26 protein-coding genes are annotated in these 24747 nt (G+C 60.9%); 4 read left to right on the top strand and 22 right to left on the bottom strand.

The features are described from left to right. Positions 1-45: 45 nt before the first annotated feature. From ACE1EY_RS11475 to ACE1EY_RS11450, 6 genes are all read right to left on the bottom strand, one after another. Positions 46-762: a zinc-dependent metalloprotease family protein gene (locus tag ACE1EY_RS11475; RefSeq protein ID WP_370300208.1), complete on the bottom strand. Its 717-nt coding sequence runs from the start codon at positions 760-762 to the stop codon at positions 46-48. A 430-nt stretch (positions 763-1192) separates the two neighbouring features. Next, positions 1193-1651, bottom strand: a complete 459-nt coding sequence (locus ACE1EY_RS11470; protein ID WP_291512735.1) for a hypothetical protein — start codon at positions 1649-1651, stop codon at positions 1193-1195. Then, positions 1648-3960 (bottom strand): ThiF family adenylyltransferase, encoded by a 2313-nt coding sequence (locus ACE1EY_RS11465; RefSeq protein ID WP_291512734.1) that lies wholly within the window; start codon positions 3958-3960, stop codon positions 1648-1650. The genes ACE1EY_RS11470 and ACE1EY_RS11465 overlap by 4 nt, the downstream gene beginning before the upstream one ends. Next, on the bottom strand, positions 3911-5065 hold the full coding sequence (locus ACE1EY_RS11460) for a hypothetical protein (protein WP_291512733.1): 1155 nt from the start codon (positions 5063-5065) through the stop codon (positions 3911-3913). The genes ACE1EY_RS11465 and ACE1EY_RS11460 overlap by 50 nt, the downstream gene beginning before the upstream one ends. A 120-nt stretch (positions 5066-5185) precedes the next feature. Continuing rightward, positions 5186-6040: a hypothetical protein gene (locus ACE1EY_RS11455; RefSeq protein ID WP_291512732.1), complete on the bottom strand. Its 855-nt coding sequence runs from the start codon at positions 6038-6040 to the stop codon at positions 5186-5188. Between the two features lie 2 nt (positions 6041-6042). Beyond that, positions 6043-6414 carry a metal-dependent hydrolase gene (locus ACE1EY_RS11450; RefSeq protein WP_370300207.1) on the bottom strand — a complete coding sequence of 124 codons (372 nt, stop codon included), beginning with the start codon at positions 6412-6414 and terminating at the stop codon, positions 6043-6045. A gap of 70 nt (positions 6415-6484) precedes the next feature. Between ACE1EY_RS11450 and ACE1EY_RS11445 the strand changes: the two genes are divergently transcribed. Further along, positions 6485-7432 (top strand): WYL domain-containing protein, encoded by a 948-nt coding sequence (locus ACE1EY_RS11445; RefSeq protein ID WP_370300206.1) that lies wholly within the window; start codon positions 6485-6487, stop codon positions 7430-7432. A 382-nt stretch (positions 7433-7814) separates the two neighbouring features. On the opposite strand, the gene glmS is transcribed toward ACE1EY_RS11445, so the two are convergent. The 14 genes from glmS to rsmG all read right to left on the bottom strand — a co-directional run bounded on the left by glmS (position 7815) and on the right by rsmG (position 20899). After that, entirely contained in the window at positions 7815-9647 is a 1833-nt protein-coding gene (gene glmS, locus ACE1EY_RS11440) for a glutamine--fructose-6-phosphate transaminase (isomerizing) (RefSeq protein ID WP_370300205.1), read from the bottom strand. 62 nt (positions 9648-9709) lie between these two features. Beyond that, positions 9710-11086, bottom strand: coding sequence for a bifunctional UDP-N-acetylglucosamine diphosphorylase/glucosamine-1-phosphate N-acetyltransferase GlmU (gene glmU / locus ACE1EY_RS11435; RefSeq protein ID WP_370300204.1), 1377 nt, complete (start codon positions 11084-11086; stop codon positions 9710-9712). A 190-nt stretch (positions 11087-11276) separates the two neighbouring features. Next, positions 11277-11690 carry a F0F1 ATP synthase subunit epsilon gene (locus ACE1EY_RS11430; RefSeq protein WP_291512729.1) on the bottom strand — a complete coding sequence of 138 codons (414 nt, stop codon included), beginning with the start codon at positions 11688-11690 and terminating at the stop codon, positions 11277-11279. 49 nt (positions 11691-11739) lie between these two features. Then, positions 11740-13137, bottom strand: coding sequence for a F0F1 ATP synthase subunit beta (gene atpD / locus ACE1EY_RS11425; RefSeq protein ID WP_291512728.1), 1398 nt, complete (start codon positions 13135-13137; stop codon positions 11740-11742). Positions 13138-13199: 62 nt separating this feature from the next. After that, the gene (gene atpG, locus ACE1EY_RS11420) at positions 13200-14060 is read right to left on the bottom strand and encodes a F0F1 ATP synthase subunit gamma (protein ID WP_291512727.1); all 861 of its coding nucleotides are present in this window, start codon (positions 14058-14060) and stop codon (positions 13200-13202) included. Between the two features lie 206 nt (positions 14061-14266). Beyond that, the gene (gene atpA, locus ACE1EY_RS11415; protein WP_370300203.1) at positions 14267-15808 is read right to left on the bottom strand and encodes a F0F1 ATP synthase subunit alpha; all 1542 of its coding nucleotides are present in this window, start codon (positions 15806-15808) and stop codon (positions 14267-14269) included. Between the two features lie 63 nt (positions 15809-15871). After that, positions 15872-16408, bottom strand: a complete 537-nt coding sequence (locus ACE1EY_RS11410) for a F0F1 ATP synthase subunit delta (RefSeq protein ID WP_370300202.1) — start codon at positions 16406-16408, stop codon at positions 15872-15874. Between the two features lie 2 nt (positions 16409-16410). Continuing rightward, positions 16411-16881, bottom strand: coding sequence for a F0F1 ATP synthase subunit B (locus ACE1EY_RS11405; RefSeq protein WP_291512724.1), 471 nt, complete (start codon positions 16879-16881; stop codon positions 16411-16413). A gap of 45 nt (positions 16882-16926) precedes the next feature. Further along, a complete protein-coding gene (gene atpE / locus ACE1EY_RS11400; RefSeq protein ID WP_291512723.1) occupies positions 16927-17181 on the bottom strand; it encodes a F0F1 ATP synthase subunit C in 255 nt (84 codons plus the stop codon). Positions 17182-17255: 74 nt separating this feature from the next. Continuing rightward, positions 17256-18056: a F0F1 ATP synthase subunit A gene (gene atpB / locus ACE1EY_RS11395; RefSeq protein WP_291512722.1), complete on the bottom strand. Its 801-nt coding sequence runs from the start codon at positions 18054-18056 to the stop codon at positions 17256-17258. Between the two features lie 8 nt (positions 18057-18064). Beyond that, positions 18065-18562 (bottom strand): ATP synthase subunit I, encoded by a 498-nt coding sequence (locus tag ACE1EY_RS11390; RefSeq protein WP_373928079.1) that lies wholly within the window; start codon positions 18560-18562, stop codon positions 18065-18067. A gap of 62 nt (positions 18563-18624) precedes the next feature. Beyond that, positions 18625-19485, bottom strand: coding sequence for a ParB/RepB/Spo0J family partition protein (locus ACE1EY_RS11385; protein ID WP_370300200.1), 861 nt, complete (start codon positions 19483-19485; stop codon positions 18625-18627). Beyond that, positions 19485-20261, bottom strand: coding sequence for a ParA family protein (locus ACE1EY_RS11380; protein WP_291512719.1), 777 nt, complete (start codon positions 20259-20261; stop codon positions 19485-19487). Before ACE1EY_RS11380 ends, ACE1EY_RS11385 begins: the two co-directional genes overlap by 1 nt. Then, entirely contained in the window at positions 20261-20899 is a 639-nt protein-coding gene (rsmG, locus tag ACE1EY_RS11375; RefSeq protein WP_370300199.1) for a 16S rRNA (guanine(527)-N(7))-methyltransferase RsmG, read from the bottom strand. The genes ACE1EY_RS11380 and rsmG overlap by 1 nt, the downstream gene beginning before the upstream one ends. Before the next feature lie 137 nt (positions 20900-21036). Here rsmG and ACE1EY_RS11370 point away from each other — a divergent pair, with 137 nt between their 5' ends. The 3 genes from ACE1EY_RS11370 to pdxH all read left to right on the top strand — a co-directional run bounded on the left by ACE1EY_RS11370 (position 21037) and on the right by pdxH (position 22650). Beyond that, positions 21037-21333 (top strand): hypothetical protein, encoded by a 297-nt coding sequence (locus ACE1EY_RS11370; RefSeq protein ID WP_370300198.1) that lies wholly within the window; start codon positions 21037-21039, stop codon positions 21331-21333. Positions 21334-21542: 209 nt separating this feature from the next. Next, complete coding sequence (locus ACE1EY_RS11365) at positions 21543-21845, top strand: hypothetical protein (RefSeq protein WP_291512716.1); 303 nt, start codon at positions 21543-21545, stop codon at positions 21843-21845. Between the two features lie 178 nt (positions 21846-22023). Then, on the top strand, positions 22024-22650 hold the full coding sequence (gene pdxH, locus ACE1EY_RS11360) for a pyridoxamine 5'-phosphate oxidase (protein WP_370300197.1): 627 nt from the start codon (positions 22024-22026) through the stop codon (positions 22648-22650). A gap of 15 nt (positions 22651-22665) precedes the next feature. On the opposite strand, the gene ACE1EY_RS11355 is transcribed toward pdxH, so the two are convergent. Further along, a complete protein-coding gene (locus ACE1EY_RS11355; protein ID WP_291512714.1) occupies positions 22666-23364 on the bottom strand; it encodes a UTRA domain-containing protein in 699 nt (232 codons plus the stop codon). Continuing rightward, entirely contained in the window at positions 23364-24734 is a 1371-nt protein-coding gene (locus ACE1EY_RS11350; RefSeq protein WP_370300196.1) for a formimidoylglutamate deiminase, read from the bottom strand. Before ACE1EY_RS11350 ends, ACE1EY_RS11355 begins: the two co-directional genes overlap by 1 nt. Between the last annotated feature and the right edge of the window lie 13 nt (positions 24735-24747).

The following is a 24747-nucleotide window of genomic DNA, read 5'->3' as shown; positions in this document are numbered from 1 at the left end:
CGGCGAATAGCCGCACCGTGGCTTTTTGCAGCACCGGTCCGGTGACTACGGAACGGCGTAGGCCTGTCCGTGACCACGGACAACGATGCCATTGAGCAGCGAGAACGCAGTGCTTTGTAAATCAATGAAGTTGAACATCAAGGTGCAAGGGGATCCGCCGATGTTCAACAGGGACTCGACACAGTTCGCCTGGTGATGATGCCCACCCATGAGGTGGCCGATCTCGTGGGCCGCCGTCTTCGCGGCCTTCTCGCTGTATAGCTCGTAGATACCCAAATCCGTCGGTTCGCCATCCCACGCCTCGCCGACACCAAACGCCCGGTCGTCGTATTTCACCCCGCCGATGCAATCGGCCAGTCCGGCTAGCGCGTTGCCGCTCACCGCACTGTCGACAATGTCCTTGTCCGTCAGCACATAAACGAGATCGATCCCCGCTGGACGCACGCCACCGTAATAAGCTTTCGCCTGCGCAATCAATCCGGCCGCTTCAATCCCTGCAAACGCCACCTGCTCGTAGCTGTAGACCAGCGTGATGCCCAGTGACGCGTACAGCTCACCCGCACGATCCATCACCTGCGCTCCATCCGGCGCGCTCACGCCGTCGAGCAGCACACGCACATCCAGGTCCACCGGCGTGGTGTCCAGCGATACGGCCGCCGGGGTGAGCGCCGTGCAGACCGGAAGGTCACCGATTTCGTAAGGGGCCGCGTGAACGGACCATGCGCCGCCAAGCGCGGCCAGAAGAAGTAGTTTTCGCATCATTGTTGTCGCTTCCGTCGTGGGTCGTTGACTCGGGGCAGGGATGAGATTCCCATGCCGTTGCCGCCAGTGTTGACGAAGCGATCGCGCGGCTCAATACAACTTCAGGCCAATGACCTATTAATGCCGACGGGAGTGACGTCATCATCGCTGTCGTCAATGGCGATGATCCGGTCGTTTGGGGTGACGTAGAGGTGGGTCTTCATTCGACGGCTCCAACAATATTGGCTTCTGAACCTCTAGTACGGTGTCAGAGCGACAAACCGGACAGTGGTGGGCACTAAACCTAGTTCCTGGTAGGCCTAGTCAAACGTCTCCGACTGCATCAGGCGATTTCACACCCCGAGAATGCGACGTGGGATCGATTCAGCGTTGAGACCCATGCCAAACCGTACGTGTAATCGGCGCGAATCAGCCCTCTACCTGACGCCTTTCACCTCTCATCTTTGCTTGTACTCGACCGCGATTTCTCAATTCCCCATGCCGACTCAGCCAACTGCTCCAATTTCGCCATAAACTTGTCAACGTTATATCCGGCGATGAAAGCAAGAGCTAGGAAACCTGTGGGATTCGAATTGACCTGATCGTCAGCATCCAAGATCAACAATCCTGCGCTCAGAAACAACCAGCTCACACCTCCAGAGATCAGACTGACGACGGGGCGAATGTAGTACCACGGGTGCCACTGCTCATCCCAACATTTACGCACGCAAGCGTTTATGTATACAGCCCTCAAACAGTAAATTACGCCGCCCACACCCCCAATCAAGGTACAGCGAGTGATCAACTGTTGATCAGCAGCCCACTGTGGTACCCATTTGGATTGCAGGAACAGCATCAGCGCGATGATCATCGCCAGAAATGTGATTAAGTACGACACGATGGACTTCATTCATACATCCCGCTCGGGTTGATCTGATCCATCATTAAAAAGCTCATCGATTCTTCCGCCGCGATTAGCATGAAGGCGGGCTGCCCATCGACACAAAGCTGATCAGCCAAGAAAGTCAGTTGGATCAAATCGTCGCCACTGGGATCTGAACTGCTACCTTTCGGATGCGAATGCCACTCGCCCAAATATCCAACGATTCCAGCAGTCCTATCACCAATCTCTTGAATATCCGCAGCCAGGCCGTACGTGCCACGTTCAAATGATGTCGGCGACTGGAAGCTATCTGCAGGGGCAGGCAGCGCGTCGACGATGTATGCCTTTCTTGATTGTTGATCGGCGTAGCCAACCAAAACGCCACCGGTTTCGATAGGCAGGTTTTCCTGACGAAGCCTTGCAACGTGATCGCGCAGTCCCTCATCCCAAACGATGATCCAGTCCCCACAGGTAGTAGTTGTGCAGGGCCGCAAAAGAACCTCCTCCGCGGAAACGTCACCAGATCGATCATCATGTCGCCACACGTGAGCCGCAGCATATGGCTCCTGGGAAAGGAGTCTCAGCCGACGGGCTATTTGGCCACCGTGTATCGCGATCATTTCCGGTGAGAGAACCGTGGTGACCTCGCGGCACCCTGCTCCAACCCAGAAGCTTTTTGAGAGATGGCCCTTAAGATGGGCGCCGCCCCACACCTCGCGAATGATCGAGCGGTAATACTGCATCTCAATCTGGTCGATTCTGAGTTCTCGAGTGGTGTCCTCAAGGAGCACGACACAATCTTGTCCAGACGGAGTCAGAAACACAGAGGCGACACGTGGCAGGCTGTCCTCTGACGCTAGGTCGCGAGGGATGTGCAAGGTCGTTGACGCGTCCACAACAAGGTCTCTGGATCCGAGGGCTTGGAGCATTCCCGGGTCAGACAAATTCGCTTGCGTCGGCATGGCTCCAATCTCCAACTCATCCTTCGGGAAGCTCGAAGCCAAGAGTTCAGCGACGTGTTTGACCTTGTACTCCCCAATTGAATCGTAAAGGGCCGTGTGACGAGGGATGTTGTGTGGCTTGATAATGTCGTGGTCAACCAGCGTCCAGCGCCCCCAGCCCTCTCTCCCCCACAGGTTTAACAGCTGGCTACCAAGCGATCCCACTCCTAGGATCGCCCCAGCGAAATCTGCTGCGTCATCGGCAACACCCGTCAGCTTCCTTGCTTTCTCCTGACTGAGATCTTCAACGACGGTCAACGGTTCAATGGAGACTGCCAAAGCATCGTCAGGGAGTTCATAGGGACTCTGCCCAATCACTGGTGCGCGGTAGTAAGCGCCTTCACTCAACAGGAGTAGTTCCATCGCTTCTCCGAGTGCGCCTAACCCTTGCTCTACCACGAACGCTTGCACTTGGTAGTGCTCAACCGCTCCGCCGGCTTCACGCAAGATCGGGATTCTCAAGATCAGCAGACTCAGATTGTTGCGCTTGGCACTCAATCCACTGGGCTCAGCCACAGTGTTGATGGCATCGACGAGGGGTATCACCAAATCAGATCCGCGATCACGGAGCTGCGCGGCTAACCGGCCCAATGTCGTCGCGGGTCGCTCTACAACCCCACTAACAACAGGACCAACCGTCATGTATGCACAGGAAGCAGTATCATCTCCTCCCGCTTCATCGGCGCTAACAACTCGGGATACCAGCAGGCCGCCATCGTTATCGACGCTAGCGGTCTTGAAGAGCCGTAGTACTCGATCGCCAGTGAGTCCCGTCTCCCGAAATTCCGCAGGCAGCACTAACTCGTAACGAGAATTGAAATAGAGTTGTTCCACTGGTTGATCTGCACGATGCAGCGTGCCAGCGGCTACTTCGGACAGCCAAACCACGATTCTTTGTATATGGCTTGCTCCGGTCCATGTCCGGGCAACAGTCGCCCAAGGTTCAAAATATAGACAGAGCGATGCAGGTACGCCTTCGAGCGTGGCGTTTTGATGCTCTGTTGCTGGAAAATCTTTTCGTAACGCGAACGTTTCAGGTGCCCTCGACTCATCGAGGCAAAACATTAGAGCGAGGCGCTCTATGAACTGGATTCCTACGGCGTTCTTCGACGGCACCTCGTGGCATTTGCAATCCACGACCACGATTTCAAAAGACTTATCATCGCGCGCAGCCCGCAGCTCAACGATCGTGAACCTCGGATCGCTTTCGCATGCTTGAACAACTGCTGCGGCTAGACGACCTGTCAGTTCGTCGCACCGCTCTCCGCCCAGTTCGTAGTACGCGCTATCGGAAGCAGGGGGCATATGGAACTCCTGCTCGAGGCGGCCTTTCATGCACCAATATCGCCGCACCGCCTATCGCGGCCGAAAGCTTGACTCCGCTTCCCGTTACTTGAATCTCGATGGGTTGGGGCTTGGTTTCACTCTTGTGCTCCATCGTTACCATGAACTCCCGACCATCGACGTCTTCAAGCCTTCGCACATAGGTGTTCTTAGCTTGCACATGAGGCGGCTGCGTCTGTTCATAGGCCAGCTTGTCATTCTTAATCGGCCAACTTGAACTGATGACGTAGGCATCACGCTGTCCATGCTCAAGCAGGCGATCCACCGGATCGGTGGGCTGGGTTGAGTTCTTACCCTTATCCGGGCCCAACGCCAAGTAGCTGCAATGATGCGGTATGTTGTAGATGTCCCAATCAAGGCGATCATCATTACCTTTTGCCTCGGTGATCTCGACGATCTCACCCAAGACGTCTGATTCAGAATCACCAACGGCGAAGTAATTGGTTACCGTGCCATCGACTGAGAGGCGCACCTGAAAGATAAGTGCTGAGGCGTTGCGTTGAATCTCGCCCTCGTCACAATGCTTGATAAACGGCGAGTGACAGAAAAATTCTACGCCGTCAGTAGCCAACGAAAATCCGGGCACGAGCTCGCCCGCATCAGTGATCAGGTGCTCTCGTGATTCGAGGCTGACCCCTTTCGATTCCAAAAACGCTTTCAACTTGGCAGGCTTAGAGAAGACACGAACCCCATATCCTTCGATCAGACGGTGGCGCGCTTCCTGACGCCATATTTTTGCCTCATGGGGCTCTGAATCCTTAGCAAACGAATCCAGCACAAGCGCAGCTGGAACCCACAGTTCCTTGACTTTGATGCGATCTTTCCCCTGATACTTAGCTGCATGGTCCAGTTCAAAGAACTCGGTACTCCCTTCGATGTGATCCTTATCACCGTGCGTGATGGCGAACACGTCAACGTCGGAGCGCTTATCAGCCGCTAGTTCCTCCCTCAGCCTGCGGTCAAGATCAATTGTGGGGTGCTCAGAATCGCTGGCTTGGGAGTGCTGCCTGAAATCGAACAAAAGTCGCTTGCCATTGGCCAAGTGGATTTGGCTACTATCACCGTTGCCGACAGGGTAAAAAGTCAGTTTGTGCATGGGTCAACACCTTAGTGCGCCATTGATTAGTAAGTCTGCAACACCACCGTGGCGTCTTGCGGCGGCGAAGAACCCGGCATACTTAAAACTGTTTTAAAGTACAGTAATCCGTTACGCGATTTAACTCGAATTATTCGACTTGGCGTCGGCAGCTTTGATGGCTTGCACACGATCGGCGCGACAAACCGTTAGTGCATCTTCGTCATCATTTACGAGGCGGGTATCAACCCACCTAATATGCTTGCGCTGAACATTCCGCCGTAGGCCTTTCTCTCCGATAACAGCGCATTCGGTTGTGCCGCAGGACACGAGAACAAAAGACTCGGTCTCGTTCTCCGTCGATGTCTCCACACACTTTGTTACGAACTCCCCTTTCGAGCCTGCCTGCTCCACAAAGCCCCTTTCTTGCAAGGCTTGCGCATCACGTTTCGCTTTAGAAATCACCCAATCCAGCGGCTGGTAAATAACAAGCACCAGCGCGCAGAGTGCTGTCAAGGCAATCAGCCCTCGAAAATAGAACCAATCGAGTATTTTCTCGAGATAGCTAGGGACGGTTGGCACTTTCTTGATGCGGCGAACAAACCTCAGTCGCAAAGACACCATCCATCGCGGCTTCACTGTGCCGTCGGCTGCGATCAATGTGATTGCGAGTGCAAGCAACAAGAAAGCAGCGACTGAAACGAGCACGAAGGTAATTAACACGAACGCCGCGCGGGTCAGAGGAGCCAACGAATTCAACGAATGCGAAACAAATATCGTATGCAGTCGCTCGGCCGAGTAAGCCATCTCAGCGTAAGCAAACCCGAGTTCGCGTAGCCAGGCACGCACGTACAGATCACCGAGGAAATAACTGGCCGGTTCTACTAGGAATCCGATCGCTGAGACGACTGCAGTCAATGCCACCAATAGCCATCTCGAATTCTGGATCCAATTCAGAAGGTGGCTGTCTGCGCGCTCGTCTACTGACTCACTCATGGCTAGATTCGTCCGACCATCGGGAGTGATCGGGGCGTTAGTGCATCCAATGCGAGGTGCGCAACATAAGCCACACACGCAGCCTTACCCACGGTGCGAACAATGCGTTCAAAGGGTTCCTCTGGTTGCCAGCGGTGTAGGCAGCGCAGCAAATAAGTCGCACCACCCAAAGCTAGCCAGCTATGAAACAACTGACGGTGATTTGGGCTCGTGGCGGGCTCGAGTAAATCCGGAAGACTCGCAACACCATGCGCGATCAAGGTCGAGACTAGCGCCTCAATCACATCAACCTGACGTCCGGCACTAGCTTCGGCGATGTTCACTGCGGCCATCGCCGCCATTGCTCCGCTTCGATGAGTTGCTGCATCTGGCATTAGGAAGCCACTACGTCTCTATTTCGATCTTTATATCTAACCAAATTGATGATGTCAAGCAGCGGAATTGGTGGTAACTTATCTTCATCGATTTCGACATTTGAAGGTCGGCGTGTTCGAGAAAAGTGACGAGACGCTTGATGGGTTGCACCCGCGAACGATCAAACGTTTGCAGTTCATCGACTTTCGCGCGTTGTTCTTGGGGGTTGTTAGTCGCGCTGATCTGACGACGAAATTTGGCCTTTCCCCGACTGCGGCGACGCGCGACCTATCGACGTATCAAGATGTACATCCTGGTCAAATTGAACTGCATGGGTCGTCCAAAACCTATCGTCCGACAAGTAAGTTCCAACCTCTATTCCGACACCCGATTGACCGTGTCCTGACGGCACTATGCGTTGGATTTGGCGAGACGGGCCCCGCCACAATCAAGGCTCTGATACCCGCCGACGTCGCGACACCTCTATCACTGCCTGACTGGCGATGCGTGGCACCGATTACGCGCGCAATCCATTCTCAACGCGCAGTACACGTTACCTACCACTCTTACAGTAGTGGCCTAACGACGCGAGACTTCGTACCGCATGCGCTAGTCACAAATGGAGCGCGATGGCATGCGCGTGGGTTCGATCGACTGCGCGATCGATTTATCGACTTGGTTCTGACAAGAGTGGCGTCAGCCGCAGTTTTGGAGCGATCACATCGCGAAGATCGAGAACAACCGTCTAAAGACATCCAATGGTCCCGAATCGTTGAACTCGAACTCATACCTCATCATCAGGAGATTTTTCCAGAGACAACTGAGTTCGACCTAAAGATGGAAGGTGGAAAGCTAAAGATCCAAGAACGCGCTGCAGTAATCAGCTACTTGCTACGTCAATGGAATGTAGATTGCTCCCCCACGGGTTCTCTACGCGACGAAACAAAGGGTAAGGAATTTCGGTTGCAACTTGCTAATCCGAGAGCGTTGTACGGCGTCCAGAATGCGATGCTTGCACCTGGTTATGAGGAGTCCTGAGGCCGCCCGCCCCGGATCAAGTGAACCGCTGTCTTCGTGTCGCGGTTTAGGGCCGAGGAATCCGATGGTTTTGCGGTTAGGCGTAGTGCATCGGCAACATCTCCATTCCGTCCGAAATCCGAACAGAGTCGGGATGGGTTTGGTACCGTCGGCACCGACAAAGCGGAAAGAGGCTTTCAGACGCCAAGCTCTCGGTACGAGTCCCCCGCCGAGTGCCGAGCCTCATGGTCGCCAGTTAAGTGCCTAATTTCATAGAGAAAAATATCAGACAGACTTTAAGCGGCGCGTATGGCTATGTCGGTGCAGCTGAAATCAAGGACTTATCGGCCAACTGTAGACAGACTTAATTTATCGCGATCAGTGGTAACGACGACAGCCGAACTCATTCAACAGTGACGCTTTTCGCCAGGTTTCGCGGCTGATCGACATCCGTCCCCCGCAGCACTGCGACGTGGTACGACAGTAGTTGCAGCGGCACGTTGTAGACGATTGGGGCGATGAGTTCGTCGGCGTGGGGCATGTCAATGACGGTCACGCCTTCTTCAGAGGCGAACCCGGCCTGCTTGTCGGCGAACACGATGAGCTGGCCGCCGCGGGCGCGGACTTCCTGCAGGTTGGATTTCAGCTTACCGAGCAGTTCGTCATTCGGTGCCACGGCAATGACGGGCATGTGCTCGTCGACCAGCGCCAGCGGGCCATGCTTGAGTTCGCCCGCCGCAGAGCCTTCGGCGTGGATGTAGCTGATCTCTTTGAGCTGGAGCGCGCCTTCGAGCGCAATCGGGACCATGACGCCGCGCCCCAGGAACAGGGCATGCTGTTTGTCGGCGAATCGCTCTGCCGTCTGGGTCAGGGTGTCGTCGATGAGCAGGCAGTTCTCGATGACCGAGGCGAGGCTGCGCAGCTGTCGCACGCCATCGGCCTCGGCTGCGTCGGACAGTCGGCCCTTGGACTTGGCCAGCATGAGCGTGAAGATGAGCAGCGCCACCAATTGGGTGGTGAAGGCCTTGGTGGAGGCCACGCCGATCTCCGGCCCCGCTGCCGTCATTAACGACAGGTCGGTTTCCCGCACCATGGAGGATTCGGGCACGTTGACGATGCCCAGTGTGGCGAGATAGCCGGCAGTCTTGGCGAATCGGAGCGCCGCGAGGGTGTCCAGCGTTTCGCCGGACTGGGAGATGGTGACGAACAGGGTGTCGTTGGCAACCACGGGCTTGCGGTAGCGGTACTCGCTGGCCAACTCCACGTTGCAGGGCACGCCGGCGATGGCTTCGAGCCAGTACCGTGCTACCAGGCCAGCGTGAAAGCTGGTCCCGCAGGCCACGATTGTGACCGAATGCACCTTGGGCAGAATCGCCTCGGCCTCCGGCCCCATGGCGGCGGTGAGCACCCGCGACTCCGAAACCAGCCCGTGCCAGGTGTCGGTGACCACCCGCGGCTGCTCGAAGATTTCCTTCTGCATGTAGTGCCGATAGCCGGCCTTGGAGGCGGCATCCGGATCGAGGGCGGATTCGGTGACCGGGCGCGTGACCGGTTTGCCATGCAGATCGCGGATCTCCACGCCGCCGCGTGTCACGCGGGCGATGTCGCCTTCTTCGAGAAAGATGAAGCGGCGTGTAACGGCGAGCAGCGCTGCGATATCGCTGGCGACGAAATGCTCTCCGATGCCGATGCCGATGACCAGCGGCGTGCCGCGCCGGGCAACCACGAGGGCGTCGCGGTGATGCTGGTCGACGGCGGCGATCGCGTAGGCGCCGTCCAGGCCATGAACGACCGATTCCACAGCGTCGAACAAATCGCCTTTGGCTTCCAGGGCGCGGTGGATGGCATGCGACAGCACCTCGGTGTCGGTGGCGGAGTCGAACGCGTAGCCCGCATCCGCCAGCTCCGCCTTGAGCCGTTCGTGATCTTCGATGATGCCGTTGTGGACCAGCGCGAGCCGGCCGCGCGACACCATGGGGTGGGCGTTTTCCTCGGCCGGTACGCCGTGGGTGGCCCAGCGCGTGTGCGCGATGCCGAGCACGCCACGTGGCGGCGCTGCGCCCATCTTGTCGACCAGGGCCTGGACCTTGCCGACACAGCGAACGCGGTCGATGCCGTCGTCGCGCAGCAACGCAACACCGGCGGAGTCATAGCCGCGGTATTCCAGGCGCCGCAGGCCTTCGATCAGAATCGGGGTGACGTCTCGTTCGGCGATGGCGCCGACAATTCCGCACATGGCGATGTCCTTGCAGTCGGGTGGCCGCGACCATCTGGGTCTGCGACCGATGGACCGGGAGTTTACTGCGGCGTCGGATCCTTTTTGGGCTTGCGCCAGCCCGGTATCGACTTCTGACCGCGCGCGCGGCAAATCGTCAACGCATCATCCGGTGCGTTTCGCGTGATCGTGGAGCCTGCCGCGATATAGGCCCGCGCGCCGATTCGCACCGGCGCGACCAGCTGGCTGTCGGTGCCCAGAAAGGCATCGTCGCCGACCACGGTTTGATGCTTGTTGGCGCCGTCGTAGTTACAGGTGATCACCCCGGCCGACACGTTGACGCGCTTGCCGATGCTGGCGTCGCCCAGATAGGCGAGGTGGCCGGCCTTTGCGCCCTGCTCCAGTCGCGCCTTCTTGGTCTCGACGAAGTTACCGATCCGGTTGTCCCCGACCAGTACCGTGCCGGGCCGCAGCCGGGCGAAGGGGCCGATCTGACAGCTGGGCCCGACCTCGGCATCTTCAATCACGGTCTGCGCATGGACGATGGTGCCGTCGCCAATCCGCGCGTTCCGAATCACGCAATTCGGGCCGATCTCCACGCCGTCGCCCAATTCGACATCGCCTTCGAGGATGACATTGATGTCGATGACGACGTCCTCACCCACCGACACGCGTCCGCGCTGGTCGAAGCGCGCCGGGTCGAGCAGGGTTACGCCAGCGTCGAGAAGTGCGGTGGCGCAGCGCCGCTGCAATACGCGCTCGGCGGCGGCGAGCTGCGCCCGGTCGTTGACCCCGGCGACCTCCTCGGGGTCGCTGGCCTGCACCACCTCGACCGTGCGACCGTCACCCACCGCCAGCTCGACGACGTCCGTGAGATACACCTCGCCCTGTGCATTGTCGCTATTCACCCGCGATAGCCAGTCCTTGAGGCGGCTGGCGCGAGCGGCCATTACACCGGTGTTGGTCTCGTCGATGCTCAGCTGCTGGGGATTGGCATCCTTGTGCTCGACGATAGCGGAGACCGCGCCGTCCTCATCGCGCAGGATCCGGCCGTAGCCGCTAGGGTCGGGCAGCACCACCGACAGCAATGCCGGGCCATCGGCATCGACCAGGGCGCCCAGCGTCTGTCGGGTTAGCAGGGGGACATCGCCATACAGAATCAGCACCCGAGCATCGTCCGGTATACCGGGCAGGGCCTGCTGCACGGCATGGCCTGTCCCGCGTTGCTCGTTTTGCAGCACCCAGTGCACCGGCGCTTCGGCAAACCGTGCTTTCACGGCGTCGGCACCGTGACCAACGACAACGTGGGTCGCGGCCGGCGACAGCGCCTGCGCGGTGTCCAGCACATGGGCCAGCATGGGTCGGCCGCCCAGAGGCTGGAGCACCTTGGGCTGAGACGATCGCATTCGCGTTCCCCGCCCCGCGGCCAGGATCACGACATGAAGATTGGGATGTTTCATCGGGTCAGGCTGCCAGTGGAGGGACTAGACTGACAAGTTGATGAACGCCTGTGCCCGGGCTGCGAGCAACGCTCGCGTCGGGCCAGGGCACGGGCACGACGGTGTGAGCGCGGCGCCTGATGTCAGCACGTGAACACTCACGCCGTGACCGTAACGCCGGGATGGCGTGAGATCTGCGCGTGGCCCGCTTCTAGCGCTTGGACTTGAGCTTCTGCAGCAGATGCAGCCGCGCCGCGGCTTCGGCCAGTTCGGCCTGTGCCATGGCCAGGTCGACCTCCGAGTTCTGATTGGCCAGCGCTTCCTCGGCCCGCTTCTTGGCTTCCAGCGCGGCGGCTTCGTCCAGATCAGCGGCGCGCGAGGCGGTGTCGGCCATCACGGTGACCTGATAGGGCTGCACTTCCAGAATGCCGCCGGACACGAAGAACGACTGTTCGCCGGCATCGTTCTTCACCCGCACTTCGCCGGCCTTAAGCCGTGTCAGCAGCGGGGCGTGACGCGGAGCGATGCCAACTTCGCCCATCTCGGCCGATGCGAACACCATCTCGGCGGCGCCGGAGTAGATTTCGCCTTCGGCGCTGACGATGTCGACATTCAATTCCATCATTTCACTCCGTGGACAGCGGGTCACCGGATGGTACCGGCGACCCCGTCAATTACATGCTCTTGGCTTTCTCGGCGGCCTGGTCGATGGAGCCGACCATGTAGAACGCCTGCTCGGGCAGGTGATCGTACTCACCATCGACAATCGCCTTGAAGCCGGCAATGGTGTCCTTCAGCGACACGTAGATGCCCGGCGAGCCGGTGAACACCTCGGCGACATGGAACGGCTGCGACAGGAAGCGCTGGATCTTGCGAGCACGGGACACGGTCTGCTTGTCCTCTTCGGACAACTCGTCCATGCCCAGAATCGCGATGATGTCCTTGAGCTCCTTGTAGCGCTGCAGCACACCCTGCACGGCGCGGGCCGTTTCGTAGTGCTCGACGCCAATCACGTTCGGGTCCAGCTGACGGGACGTGGAATCCAGCGGATCCACAGCCGGGTAGATGCCCAGCTCGGCGATCTGGCGCGACAGCACGACGGTGGCGTCCAAGTGAGCAAAGGTCGTGGCCGGTGACGGGTCGGTCAAGTCATCCGCAGGCACGTAAACAGCCTGGATGGAGGTGATCGAACCGGTCTTGGTGGAGGTGATGCGTTCCTGCAGCACGCCCATTTCCTCGGCCAGCGTCGGCTGGTAGCCCACGGCCGACGGCATACGACCCAGCAGCGCGGACACTTCGGTACCGGCCAGGGTGTAGCGGTAGATGTTGTCGACGAAGAACAGCACGTCACGACCTTCATCGCGGAAGAACTCGGCCATGGTCAGGCCGGTCAGCGCGACGCGCAGGCGGTTGCCCGGCGGCTCGTTCATCTGGCCGTAGACCATCGCCACCTTGGACTCGGGCAGGTTGTCCAGCTTGATGACGCCGGCTTCGGCCATTTCGTAGTAGAAGTCGTTGCCTTCTCGCGTCCGCTCACCAACCCCGGCGAACACGGACAAGCCCGAGTGCTCGGTCGCGATGTTGTTGATCAGCTCGAGCATGTTGACGGTCTTGCCCACGCCAGCACCGCCGAACAGGCCGACCTTGCCGCCCTTGGCGAAGGGGCACAGCAGGTCGATGACCTTGATGCCCGTTTCCAGCAGCTCGGTGGAGCCGGCCTGGTCTTCGTAGCTCGGGGGCTCACGGTGAATCGCCCAACGCTCGTCGGTTTCCACCGGACCGACTTCGTCCTGGGGATCGCCAAGCACATCCATGATGCGTCCCAGCGTGCCCTTGCCGACGGGCACGGAGATCGGAGCACCGGTGCCGGTGACGGGCATGCCGCGCTTGAGGCCTTCCGACACGCCCATGGCGATACAACGCACGACGCCATCGCCCAGCTGCTGCTGGACTTCCAGCGTCAGGTTGTTGTCGGTGACGGTGAGTGCATCGTAGATCTTCGGGATCGAATCACGCGGAAACTCCACGTCGACGACGGCCCCGATAATCTGAACAATCTTGCCTGCGCTCATAACTCTTTCCTGTTTTACGCCGGACGGTCGACCCGGCCAGAATTCAAATCTCTAATGTCCGATTAGACGGCTGCTGCGCCGCCCACGATTTCTGCGAGTTCCTGGGTAATCGCGGCCTGACGGGCCTTGTTGTACTCCAGCTGCAGGTCTTCGATGATCTGGCCCGCGTTGTCGGAGGCCGACTTCATCGCGATCATCCGCGCCGCCATTTCACAGGCGACGTTTTCAGCAACAGCACCGTAAACCTGCGATTCGACGTAACGCATCAAGATGCCGTCGAGCAGATCCTCGGCACTGGGCTCGTAGATGTAGTCCCAGTTGTCGAGCAGGCCTTCGTCCTGCACCGGCTGCACCGGCAACAACTGCTCCACGGTCGGCGCCTGCGTCATGGTGTTGACGAAGCGGTTGTGGATAAGCAGCACCTTGTCCAGCTCGCCGTCGCGGTACTTGTCCAGCAGTACCTTCACCGGGCCGATCAGCTGGTCCAGATGCGGCGTGTCGCCCAAGCCGGTGATCTCGGAGACGATGTTGCCGCCGACGCGCTTGAAGAAGCTCATGCCCTTGGAGCCGACGATCATCAGATCCACTTCGGCGCCGGCATCCTTGGCTGCGCGGAATTCACCCAGCGCCTGCCGGAACAGGTTGATGTTCAGACCACCGCAGAGACCACGGTCGGTCGAGACGACAATGATGCCGACCCGCTTGACCGGGCGCTCCACCAGAAACGGGTGGGTGTAATCCGGATTGGCTTCGGCCAGATGGCCGATGGTGCGACGGATACGCTGGGCATAGGGCGTCGCCGCGGCCTGGCGATCCTGCGCCTTGCGCATCTTGCTCGCCGCAACCATTTCCATGGCCTTGGTGATCTTCTGCGTGTTTTTAACGCTTCCGATCTTGCTCTTGATTTCCTTGCCGACGGCCATTGCTACTCCTACCGAGGCGTCCGGATCTTGGTGAATGCCGGCATTGCAGCCGCCAAGTGAATGCTCACGTACCGGAGGTACGCTGCTCGCTCACTTGTCGTCTGCGCCTTGTTCTTCACCAAGCTACGAACGCCCAATGCTTAAAACCTCGTTACCGCTTCGCTTCGGGCTGGGCGTGCTGCTTGCCCGCCTAACCTGCAGTCCGCTTAAAAAGCGGATTGCTTCTTGAACGCGTCCAGCGCAGCGATCATGTCTGCCTTGATCGCGTCATCGAACTTGCCGGTTTCGTTAATGCGATCCATCAGGTCTTTCTGTTCGCCGCCGAGGTACTGATGCAGCGCCTCGTCGAACTCGACAACCTTGGACGTATCCACGTCGTCGAGATAACCCTGATCAGCGGCCAGCAGCGAGAACGCCATTTCCGCCACGGACAGCGGCGAATACTGGCGCTGCTTCATCAGCTCGGTCACGCGCTCACCGCGCTCCAGCTGCTTGCGGGTGGCCTCATCCAGATCGGAGGCGAACTGAGCGAAGGCCGCGAGTTCGCGGAACTGCGCCAGTGCCAGACGAACACCGCCGCCCAGCTTCTTGATGATCTTGGTCTGGGCCGCGCCGCCGACACGCGACACCGACAGGCCGGCGTTAATGGCCGGACGGATGCCGCTGTTGAACAGGTCGGTTTCCAGGTAGATCTGACCATCGGTGATGGAAATCACGTTGGTCGGCACGAAGGCGGACACGTCGCCAGCCTGAGTCTCGATGATCGGCAGCGCCGTCAGCGAACCGGTCTTGCCCTTGACCTCGCCATTGGTGAACTTCTCGACATAGTCGGCGTTCACGCGTGCGGCGCGTTCCAGCAGGCGCGAATGCAGGTAGAAGATGTCCCCCGGATAGGCTTCACGGCCCGGCGGGCGCTTGAGCAACAGCGAAATCTGGCGGTAGGCCACGGCCTGCTTGGACAGATCGTCGTACACGATCAGCGCGTCCTCGCCACGGTCCCGGAAGTACTCGCCCATGGCGCAACCGGCATAGGGAGAGATGTACTGCAGGGCTGGCGATTCGGCAGCGGCGGCGGCCACAACAATGGTGTGATCCATTGCGCCGTGCTCTTCCAGCTTGGCAACCACGTTGGCGATGGAGCTGTTCTTCTGCCCGATCGCGACGTAGATGCACTTAACCCCAGTGCCCTTCTGGTTGATGATGGCGTCGATGGCGACAGCGGTTTTGCCGGTCTGGCGGTCACCAATGATCAGCTCACGCTGACCACGGCCGATCGGCACCATGGCGTCGATGGATTTCAGACCGGTTTGCACCGGCTGGTCCACCGACTGGCGCGCGATCACGCCCGGCGCGACCTTCTCGATCGGCGACGTGGCTTCAGCGTTGATGTCGCCCTTGCCGTCGATGGGACGACCCAGCGAGTCCACCACGCGACCCAGCATCGCCGGACCGACCGGCACTTCAAGAATGCGGCCGGTGGTCTTGACCCAGTCGCCTTCCGTGAGGCTGCTGTAGTCACCCAGGACCACGGCGCCGACGGAGTCACGCTCGAGGTTCAACGCCAGACCGAAGACATCGCCCGGGAACTCGAGCATTTCGCCCAGCACCGCGTCTTCGAGGCCGTGAATACGAACAATGCCGTCGGCCAGTGACACGACGGTGCCCTGGTTGCGGGCTTCGGTGACAGCCTCGAAATTCTTGATGCGATCCTTGATGAGATCGCTGATTTCAGACGGATTCAATTGCATCTCTGTTTCCTGGTGTCGCGACGCTCATGCGCCGCTGCCTGGTTGTCTTCGTCCCGAGCAGACCTAAGCGGTCAGCGCCTGAGTAATTCGCTCCACACGACCAGCGACCGAGCCATCGATGACCAGATCACCGGCACGCAGCACGGCGCCGCCTATCAATGACGCGTCGATGGTGACGCCGAGATCGACATCGCGGCCCAGGCGCGTGGACAGCGCGGCGACCAGTGCAGACTGGGCGTCATCGCTAACCGGCATGGCTGCGGTCATCTCGATCTCGATACGGCGTTCGGCCTCGTCCTTCAACAGCCCGTACTGCTCGGCAATCGCCGGCAACAGCGCAAGACGCTTGTTGCTCGCCAACACCTTGAGCAGGTTCAGGGCGGTGTCGTCCACCGCATCCGAACCCGCGGCCTGGATCAGGCCGACCAGCTCGTCCGAGGTGACGGCCGGATGACCGATCAGCCGGGCAACATCGGGGTGTTTCACGACGGCCGCCATCGCTTCCAGAGCCTGCTCACCCGCCGGCAGGTTGCCCGACTCGTGCTGCAGCTCGAAGAAGGCGCGTGCGTACGGACGTGCCAGTGTGGACAGCTCGGCCATGATCAGATCTCGGTGGCCAGCTGCTTGAGCAGATCGTCATGCGCGGAGGCATCGACCTCGCGAGCCAGCACCTTCTGGGCACCGGCCAATGCGATGGCGGACACTTCCTTGCGCAGCTCGGCTTTCGCACGCTGCATCGAGGCGTCAATCTCCTCGTTGGCAGCAGCGATGATCCGATCTGCTTCGGTACGCGCCTCGGTCTTGGCCTTTTCGACAATGTCGTTGGCCTGACGGTTGGCCCCGGCGAGGATGTCCTGCGCCTGGGTTCGAGCATCTTTCAAAGCATCGTCGGATGCCTGGCTGGCTTCGGCCAGCGAGGCTTCGCCGCGCTCGGCAGCTGCCAGACCGTCTTCAATCTTCTTGGCGCGCTCGTTCATGGCCTGCTTGATCGGCGGCCAGACGAACTTCATCGTAAACAGCACGAACACCGCAAAGGTGATCGTCTGTCCGATGATGGTGGCGTTAATACCCACTGCTATCTCCTACGGTTGGATGGAACGCAACGTCGTAGGGATGGATTAGCCCAGCTGGCCCAAAAGCGGGTTGCCGAACATCAGCAGCAGCGCCATGGCCACACCGATAATCGCGACAGCGTCGAGCAGGCCGGCGATGATGAACATGCGGGTCTGCAGCATGCCGGCCATTTCCGGCTGGCGAGCAGCGCCTTCCAGGAACTTGCCGCCCAGCAGGCCGAAGCCGATGCCCGTACCGAGAGCAGCCAGGCCGAAGATCAGGCCAATTGCCAGCGCGGTGTTGCCAATGATGAGTTCCATCGTCGTTCTCCAGTCGTTTCCGTCAGATGTTGGAAGTTTGAACTAGTCAGTAGTTAGCTTGGTTGAGCTCTAATTCAGTGCTCGTCGTCGTGCGACTCATACGCCATGCTCAGGTAAACAACACTCAGCACGGTGATGATGAAGGCCTGCAAGGTCACCACGAGAATGTGGAACACCGCCCAGGCAAATCCAGGGATGAACTGCACGCCCCAAGGCAGCAGCGCAATCAGGATGAAAATCAGCTCACCAGCGTAGAGGTTGCCGAACAGTCGCAGTGACAGCGACACCGGCTTGGCCATGAGCTCAACAAAATTGATGATCAGGTTGAAGGGCAGCAGGTACCAGCCAAACGGATGGGACAGCCACTCTTTCGCATAACCGCCCAGACCCTTGCCGGCAATGCTGTAGATGATGATCAGGAAGAAGACCGAGATCGAGATCGCGAAGGTCGCGTTCATGTCGGCCGACGGCACCACACGCATGTATTCCAAGCCGGCCATGGACGCGGCTGCGGGCAGCCAGTCGACCGGAATCAGATCCATGCAGTTCCAGAGGAAGGTCCAGACGAAGATCGTCAGCGCAAACGGCGGGACGAACTTGCTCGGCCCAGGGAAGGATTCCTTGACCAGATTGTCGATGAAGTCGACCAGCGACTCCACGACGTTCTGCAGGAAGCCCGGCACGCCGGCCGTCGCCTTGCGGGCACCCAGGTACATGACGCCGCACATGATCACACCGAGCACGGTGCTGACGAGCAGCGTGTCGATATTCCAAGTCCAGAAGCCCTCACCGACCTGAAGGTGGGTCAGATGGTGCGATACGTAATTGCTGGCGCTGTCTCCACCGCCGTTTTGTTCTCCGCCGCCCGTTGCCATCAGTTGCCTTAACCTGTTCCAGATCCAGATGTTGTGACCGTCCAGCCGAGCGCGAACCAATACACCAGAAGACACGTTGCATAGACGCTAATCACCGGCGGGAAGATATCCCGGAAGAGGACGATGGCGACCATGAACAAAGCCAAGGTCACGCCCCACTTCATCACCTCGGCGCGCATCAGATTGCCGAGGAGCCGCTCAGGCGCCGCGTTCTGCCCGTGGGCGAACGCTCGCAACGCAAAATAATAGGTGCTGATCACCGCGATCAGGCCGCCGAATAATCCGGCCACCGCTGCATGAACACCGTCATGCAGCCCCCATAGCAATGAACCTGCGAAACCGATGCCGAGTTGCCAGACGCAAATTTTCCGCGCTGTGACAAAGCCCGTTTGAACGCCGTGGCGCTCTGGGTTTGCATCACTCAAACCGGTGCCGCCCGCCATAAGGGGGCGCGAAGTATAGCCATGGCCCCATGACAGGTCAATGAAATTGTTGCGCCGCACCACGTCAGTGCGCAGAGCTCGCCGTGGCACGATTCAGCGCGCATCGCCGCCTGCACCATGGGCGATCAGGTGAGTTCGCGAAGAATGTCTTCCAGCTCGTCCGCCGAGCCGTAGTTGATGACAATTCGCCCCTGCCCCTTGCCCTTTTGCTGCAACTCGACCTTGGCATTGAGCCGCCCGCCGAGCTTGCGACCGAGACTGACCAGGTGATCCGACACCGGAGGCGGCGGCGCGGCCACCTTGGCCGGCTCGCCAAGATTTCTGACCAAGGCTTCGGTCTGCCGAACCGTCAGACCACGGGTGACGACTTCCTTGGCCAGACGCAGCTGCGATTCGGCCGGCGCGCCGAGCAGCGCGCGGGCGTGCCCCATCTCGATCTGCCGACCCTGGACCATGCCGCGGACCTCTTCATCGAGATCCAGCAGTCGCAGCAGATTGCTCACGGCCGCCCGCGAGCGGCCAACGGATTCGGCACAGGCCTGATGGGTCAGGCCACATTCATCGATCAGCCGGTGCAGAGCCAACGCCTCTTCAATCGGATTCAGCGACTCGCGCTGGATGTTCTCGATCAGCGCGACCGCGAGCGCGGCCTGGTCTTCCAGCGGTCGGATCACCGCAGGAATGGTCGGCAGGCCCACTATCTGCACCGCACGCCAGCGCCGCTCGCCGGCGACCAGTTCGAAACCCTCGTCCGCGCGGCGGACCACAATCGGCTGGATCACCCCCTGCGCGCGTATCGACTGGGCCAGCGCTTCCAGGGCATCCGGGTCGAAGTCCCGACGGGGCTGGAAGCGACCCGGCCGAATCAATTCGACCGCGATGTCCTCCAGACTGCCTTCGGCTTCTGCCTGCGCTCGCGAAACCTCCATGCCGCCAGCCAGCAGGGCGTCCAGTCCTCGCCCCAGTCCGCGTTTCTTCGCCGCCATTACGCCGCCTTCCTGCTGGTGCCGCGCAATACTTCGCCAGCCAGTGCCAGATACGCTTGAGCGCCCTTGGACTGACTGTCGTAGTCGAAGGCCGGCAAGCCATGGCTTGGCGCCTCGGCCAGTCGGACGTTGCGCGGGACAATGGTGCGGTAAACCTGATCCGGAAAGTGCGCCAGCAACTGGGCCGACACTTCGTTCGCCAGGTTGTTGCGCGGATCAAACATCGTCCGCAACACCCCTTCGATTTCCAGGCGCGGGTTCAGCACCGCCCGCACCTTACGGATGGTATCGAGCAGGGCGGACAGCCCTTCCAGCGCGTAGTACTCACACTGCATCGGAATCATCACGCCATCAGCCGCGACCAACGCGTTGACGGTCAGCATCGACAGCGCGGGCGGGCAATCGATGATGATGTAGTCGTAGTTGTCCTGCACGCTGCTCAACGCCCGCGTCAGCGCGTTCTCGCCGCCTTTTCTCTGCCGCAACCCGACCTCGGCTGCGGTCATGTCGGTATTGCTGGGCAGCACGGAAAAACCGAGCGTTGGCGGCGTGACAATGGCGGCACTCACGGACGCCTCGCCAAGCAGCACATCGCAGCCGGTGAGATCCAGATCATCCTTGTTCACACCGACACCCATCGTGGCGTTGCCCTGGGCATCGATATCGACCAGCAACACGCGCTTCTTGGTGGCCGCCAGCGACGCAGCGAGATTGACGGCGGTGGTGGTCTTGCCGACGCCGCCCTTTTGATTGGCAATCGCCAGAATCCGGGCCATCAGGCTGCCTCACGCAGGATGACCGCACAGCGCTCGGCATCGAGGCCCGGCACGGTCAGGGGAAGTATGGTGTCAACGGTCACGCTCGTGTCCAAGGCTTGGAGTTCCTCGTGGGGAACCTGTCCCTTCATCGCCACCCACCGGCCACCGGGGGCGATCAGGTGGCGGGTCAGGTCAACAAATCGTTGCAGGCTGGTGAAGGCCCGGCAGGTGACGGTAGCGAAACGGGTGTCGCTTTGAAAGTGTTCGACGCGCGCCTGCTCCACCGATACGTTGCCCAGGCCCAACTCGCGGCACAGGTGCCGCTGAAACCGCACCTTCTTGCCCACTGATTCGATGGACGTCACCGCAAGGTCTGGCTGCGCGATGGCCCAGGCCAAACCGGGCAGGCCGGCACCGCTGCCGACGTCGGCGACCGGTCCGCTAATCTGCGGCAGCACGACCAGACTGTCGAGCAGGTGCTGCACCACCATCTGGTTCGCCTCGCGGATGGCCGTCAGGTTGTAGGCCCGATTCCAGCGCAGCAGCTCGGCGATGAACCGGTCGAGCCTGTCGACCGCGCCGGCGGGCAGCGGGAACGGGAGTTCGCCGACTCCACGCTCGATGGATGGCAGGACGTGACTCAGCGTGGGCTCCAACAGACAAGATATGGCTTTCGCGACGACGGCGCAGTATACGCCGGGCGATTGGCGGACACCCTCCGCGCCAAGTTTGTTGGGAACATCTCGGCCTGCCGCGCGTCGGATTCTGCAGGTTTGAATCGGGTCGACGCGGCATGCGCATACCCCACGTGACATTGATCGCCCTGGCGATTACGACGAGCTTCTCGGTGCAGGCTCAGCTTGGCGACATCGAAACCCCCAGCGTGGCGCCACTGAATCAACGCGCGCAGCCAGGGCCTGCATCCGTCCCGCCGTTTTCGGCACTGGACACGAATGATGACCGGGTGATCTCCCAGAACGAAGCGACGGCCGACATGACCGTGAGCCGATACTTCATGCGCGCCGACAGCAACCGGGACCGGGTTCTGTCGCGTCCCGAGTATCTCGTCCTGAGCCGCGGAGGGCGCTAACACCGCCGGTGTCGGCCGGCAGCGACGCAGCCAAGCGCCTGATCGCAAAGGTTTGCTTTCCCTCCAGATGAATACATGTCGCGGATCGCAGACAGGACGGATCGCTAACTGGTTGTTTTAATTAGCCCAAGGGGCTGGCACAGCGGTTGCAGCAGGGTGGGTCTGCAAGTCAATTGCAGTTTTCATTCTGAACGACAGGAGGTCCACGCATGACCCGTCAAATCATAACCATCGCTGCCGTGTTGTTCGCCGGTACCGCCGCTGCCGGGGGTGCCCTGAACGCAGATGTTGGCGCCGACCTGGACGTCGGCATCTCCGGACAAACGGAAACCGAATTCTCGGAACTGGATACCAATTCCGACGGCATGGTGAGCACGGCCGAAGCCGAGGCCGACAGCACCGCTTCCATGCGCTTCAACGAAGCCGATGAAAACCACGATGAGATGCTGACCAAGGCCGAGTTCTCGGCCATTGCCAAGGCATCCGCCGAGGAAGAAGAAACCGGCGAGTAAGGCCTGAACGGGCGGCCGCAGCCTAGACTGCGAACCGCTTGATCACGCGAACGGCGGCCGCAGGCATGGTCTGCGGCCGTCTTGTGTCCGGATGAGCGTCGGCACGCTTTGCCCGCGCAGTTTCGACCCGTCTGAGGCATAGTCTGGAACCCCACCCTGCCGCTCGACTCACGCCGCAATGGCCCAGTACACACTGCACGAACACGATGGTCTGGATACCCAGGACCTGGCCCCCAACCCGCTGATCCAGCTGCAGCGATGGATTGAGCAGGCCCGCGATGCCGGCATGCTCGAACCGGTGGCCGCCTGCCTCGCGACGGCCTCCACTAGCGGACAGCCCTCGGCACGCATCGTGCTGATCCGGCAAGTCAGTGAACAGGCCGTGGCCTTCTACACCAATCACGACAGCCGCAAGGGCGTGGAACTGGCCGAAAATCCCCAGGCTGCCCTGTGCTTCTGGTGGGACAAGCTGCAGCGCCAGGTGCGTGTCGAAGGCTCTGTGACCCGGATGTCGCAGGACGAAGCCGAGGTTTATTTCCAGGGCCGGCCACGCGGCAGCCAGATCGGCGCCTGGGCTTCAAGGCAGTCGCAGCGGGTCGAAAATCGCACGCAGCTGGAAGATCGAGTTGTCGCCACAGCCGAGCAGTTCGGCGACGAAGCCGTCCCGATCCCGGATTTTTGGGGCGGTTACTGGCTGCAGCCGCAGGCGGTGGAATTCTGGCAGGGGCGAAACAATCGGCTGCATGATCGCCTCCGGTTCACGGGTGACTCGACCGGCTGGAACGTGGAGCGGCTCGAACCCTGAGCGGACGGGCAAACCTCACATCACGTCCCGTGTCACCAGCCGGAACCGCTCGGCCGGATGCAGCAGCCGAACCCAGGTGATCGCCTCGCCCTGCCACCAGGTCCGGCGCTCGATCACGAACAACGCATCTCCCGGCACCATCTGCAACTGGCCCGCTTCACGGGGTCGCGCATTGCGCGCGCTCAGTACGTGTTCTGCATCGCTGAGCGGTTTGGCCTGTAGCAGCCATTCACCCGGCCCTTGTTCGGAAAATGACTCGTCGCGGGCTTCCGGCACGGCCGCGAGATTGATCCAGCGATGTTCCAACTGGTACGGCCTGTCGCCGGCCCAGTGCCGCCCCAGTATCTCGACCGCCTCGGCGCCGCGACTCAGTGCGAGCTGACCGGCGACCGCCGCGGGCGCCGGTTGCACGCGCTGTCGCAGGCAGTCATAGCGGTACGCCTTGCCGTCGGCCTCGATCTGCTGCCGCGCCTGACGCATGGTGAGCCGGGCGTGGCGGCTACGGCCGGCGATGACCTCGGTGCCGCGCCGCCGCTGCCGCCTGACAATGCCGTCATCGGCCAGTTCGCGCAGGGCGCGGTTCACGGTCACCCTCGCGCAGCCGTACTCGTCAGCCAGCTGCACTTCACCAGGCATGGTGCTGCCGGCCGGCCATTCCCCGGCGCGCAGGCGGTCCATCAGCGCCGCCTTGATCGCCCGGTAACCGGTCGCCATCAGATCGTGAGCTCTCGCAAGACCTGGCGGTACCGCCGTTCGATGACATCGCGGTCAACATGGCGGCCCGCGCACACCCGCTGCCGCCCGGCTGACCACAGCTCGCTCACCACCGTGCCCGACGCCGCGAAAACCCAGGCGTCCAGCCAGCCATCATCGGTGCTCTGCGCCAGATCGACATGGTTCAGATCCAGCGTCAGCAGATCTGCCCAACAGCCGGCGGCGATCCGGCCACTCGCCCGGCCCAGCGCGGCGGCACCGCCCGCACAAACCGCATCGAACAAAGCCCGGCCATTGGAGCCATTGGCCTGCGCCAGCACCGTCCGGCGCTGCTGCGCCAGTCGCTGGCCGTATTCCAGCGTACGCAGTTCCTCGGCCAGAGCGATTCGCACATTCGAGTCCGTGCCCACGCCGAAGCGCCCGCCCTGCGCCCGGTAATCCGCCGCCCGGAACAGGCCGTCGCCCAGATTCGCTTCGGTGATGGGCGCCAGACCCACCGTGGCGCCGCTGCGCAGGACGCCCCGCAGCTCGTCGTCATCCAGATGGGTGGCATGGATCAGACACCAGCCGGCGTCCACTGCCATGTGGTCGAGCAACCATTGCACGGGCCGTTGACCCGTGGCGGCGAGCACCTGCTCGACCTCGCCACTCTGCTCGGCAATATGCAAATGCACCGGGCCGCCGCCGGCTAACGCCAACGCCGCCTGCAAACCCGTCGCATCCACCGCGCGCAGGCTGTGGGGTGCCACCCCGACCAGGGTGTCGGGCCGGCCCTGCGCAGCCGCCCGGCGCGCCGCGCTCAGCAACGCGGCGTACTGATCCGCATCGCAGGCAAATCGCCGCTGTCCCCCGGTCGGTGGGCGGCCGTCCAGCCCGCCACGTTGGTAGAGCACCGGCAAATGCGTCAGTCCGATGCCGGCAGCCTGCGCGGCGGCGACAATGTGGGTGCTCGTCTCCGCGATGTCGGTGTAGGGCCTGCCGTCGGCCGCATGGTGCAGGTAGTGGAATTCCGCCACCGCGCCGTAGCCGGCTTCCAGCATTTCGACATAGGCCAGGGCCGCGACCGCCTGGAGTTGGTCCGGCGTCATCCGCTCGACAAAGCGGTACATCTGATCGCGCCAGGTCCAAAAACTGTCGGTGGTCGCCCCGCGCCGCTCGGTGCGGCCGGCCATGGCACGTTGAAACGCATGGCTGTGCAGGTTGCCCGGCGCCGGGAGCAGGGCACGGTCTCGCAGACACTGATCCCCAGGCTGGGCCGGCAGGCCATGATCGACCGAGGCAATGCGCCCGCTGGCGTCGATCACCACGCGCACATGGTGCTCCCAGCGGTCATTCACCAAGGCCCAATCAGCATGCAAGGCGGTGTTCATCTGCGGTTGCTCT

Source organism: Abyssibacter sp. (assembly GCF_964229365.1).
Classification (GTDB): Bacteria; Pseudomonadota; Gammaproteobacteria; order Nevskiales; family OUC007; genus Abyssibacter.
The sequence above is the reverse complement of the archived record's forward strand: the minus strand, read 5'-3'. Positions and strand labels throughout refer to the sequence as shown.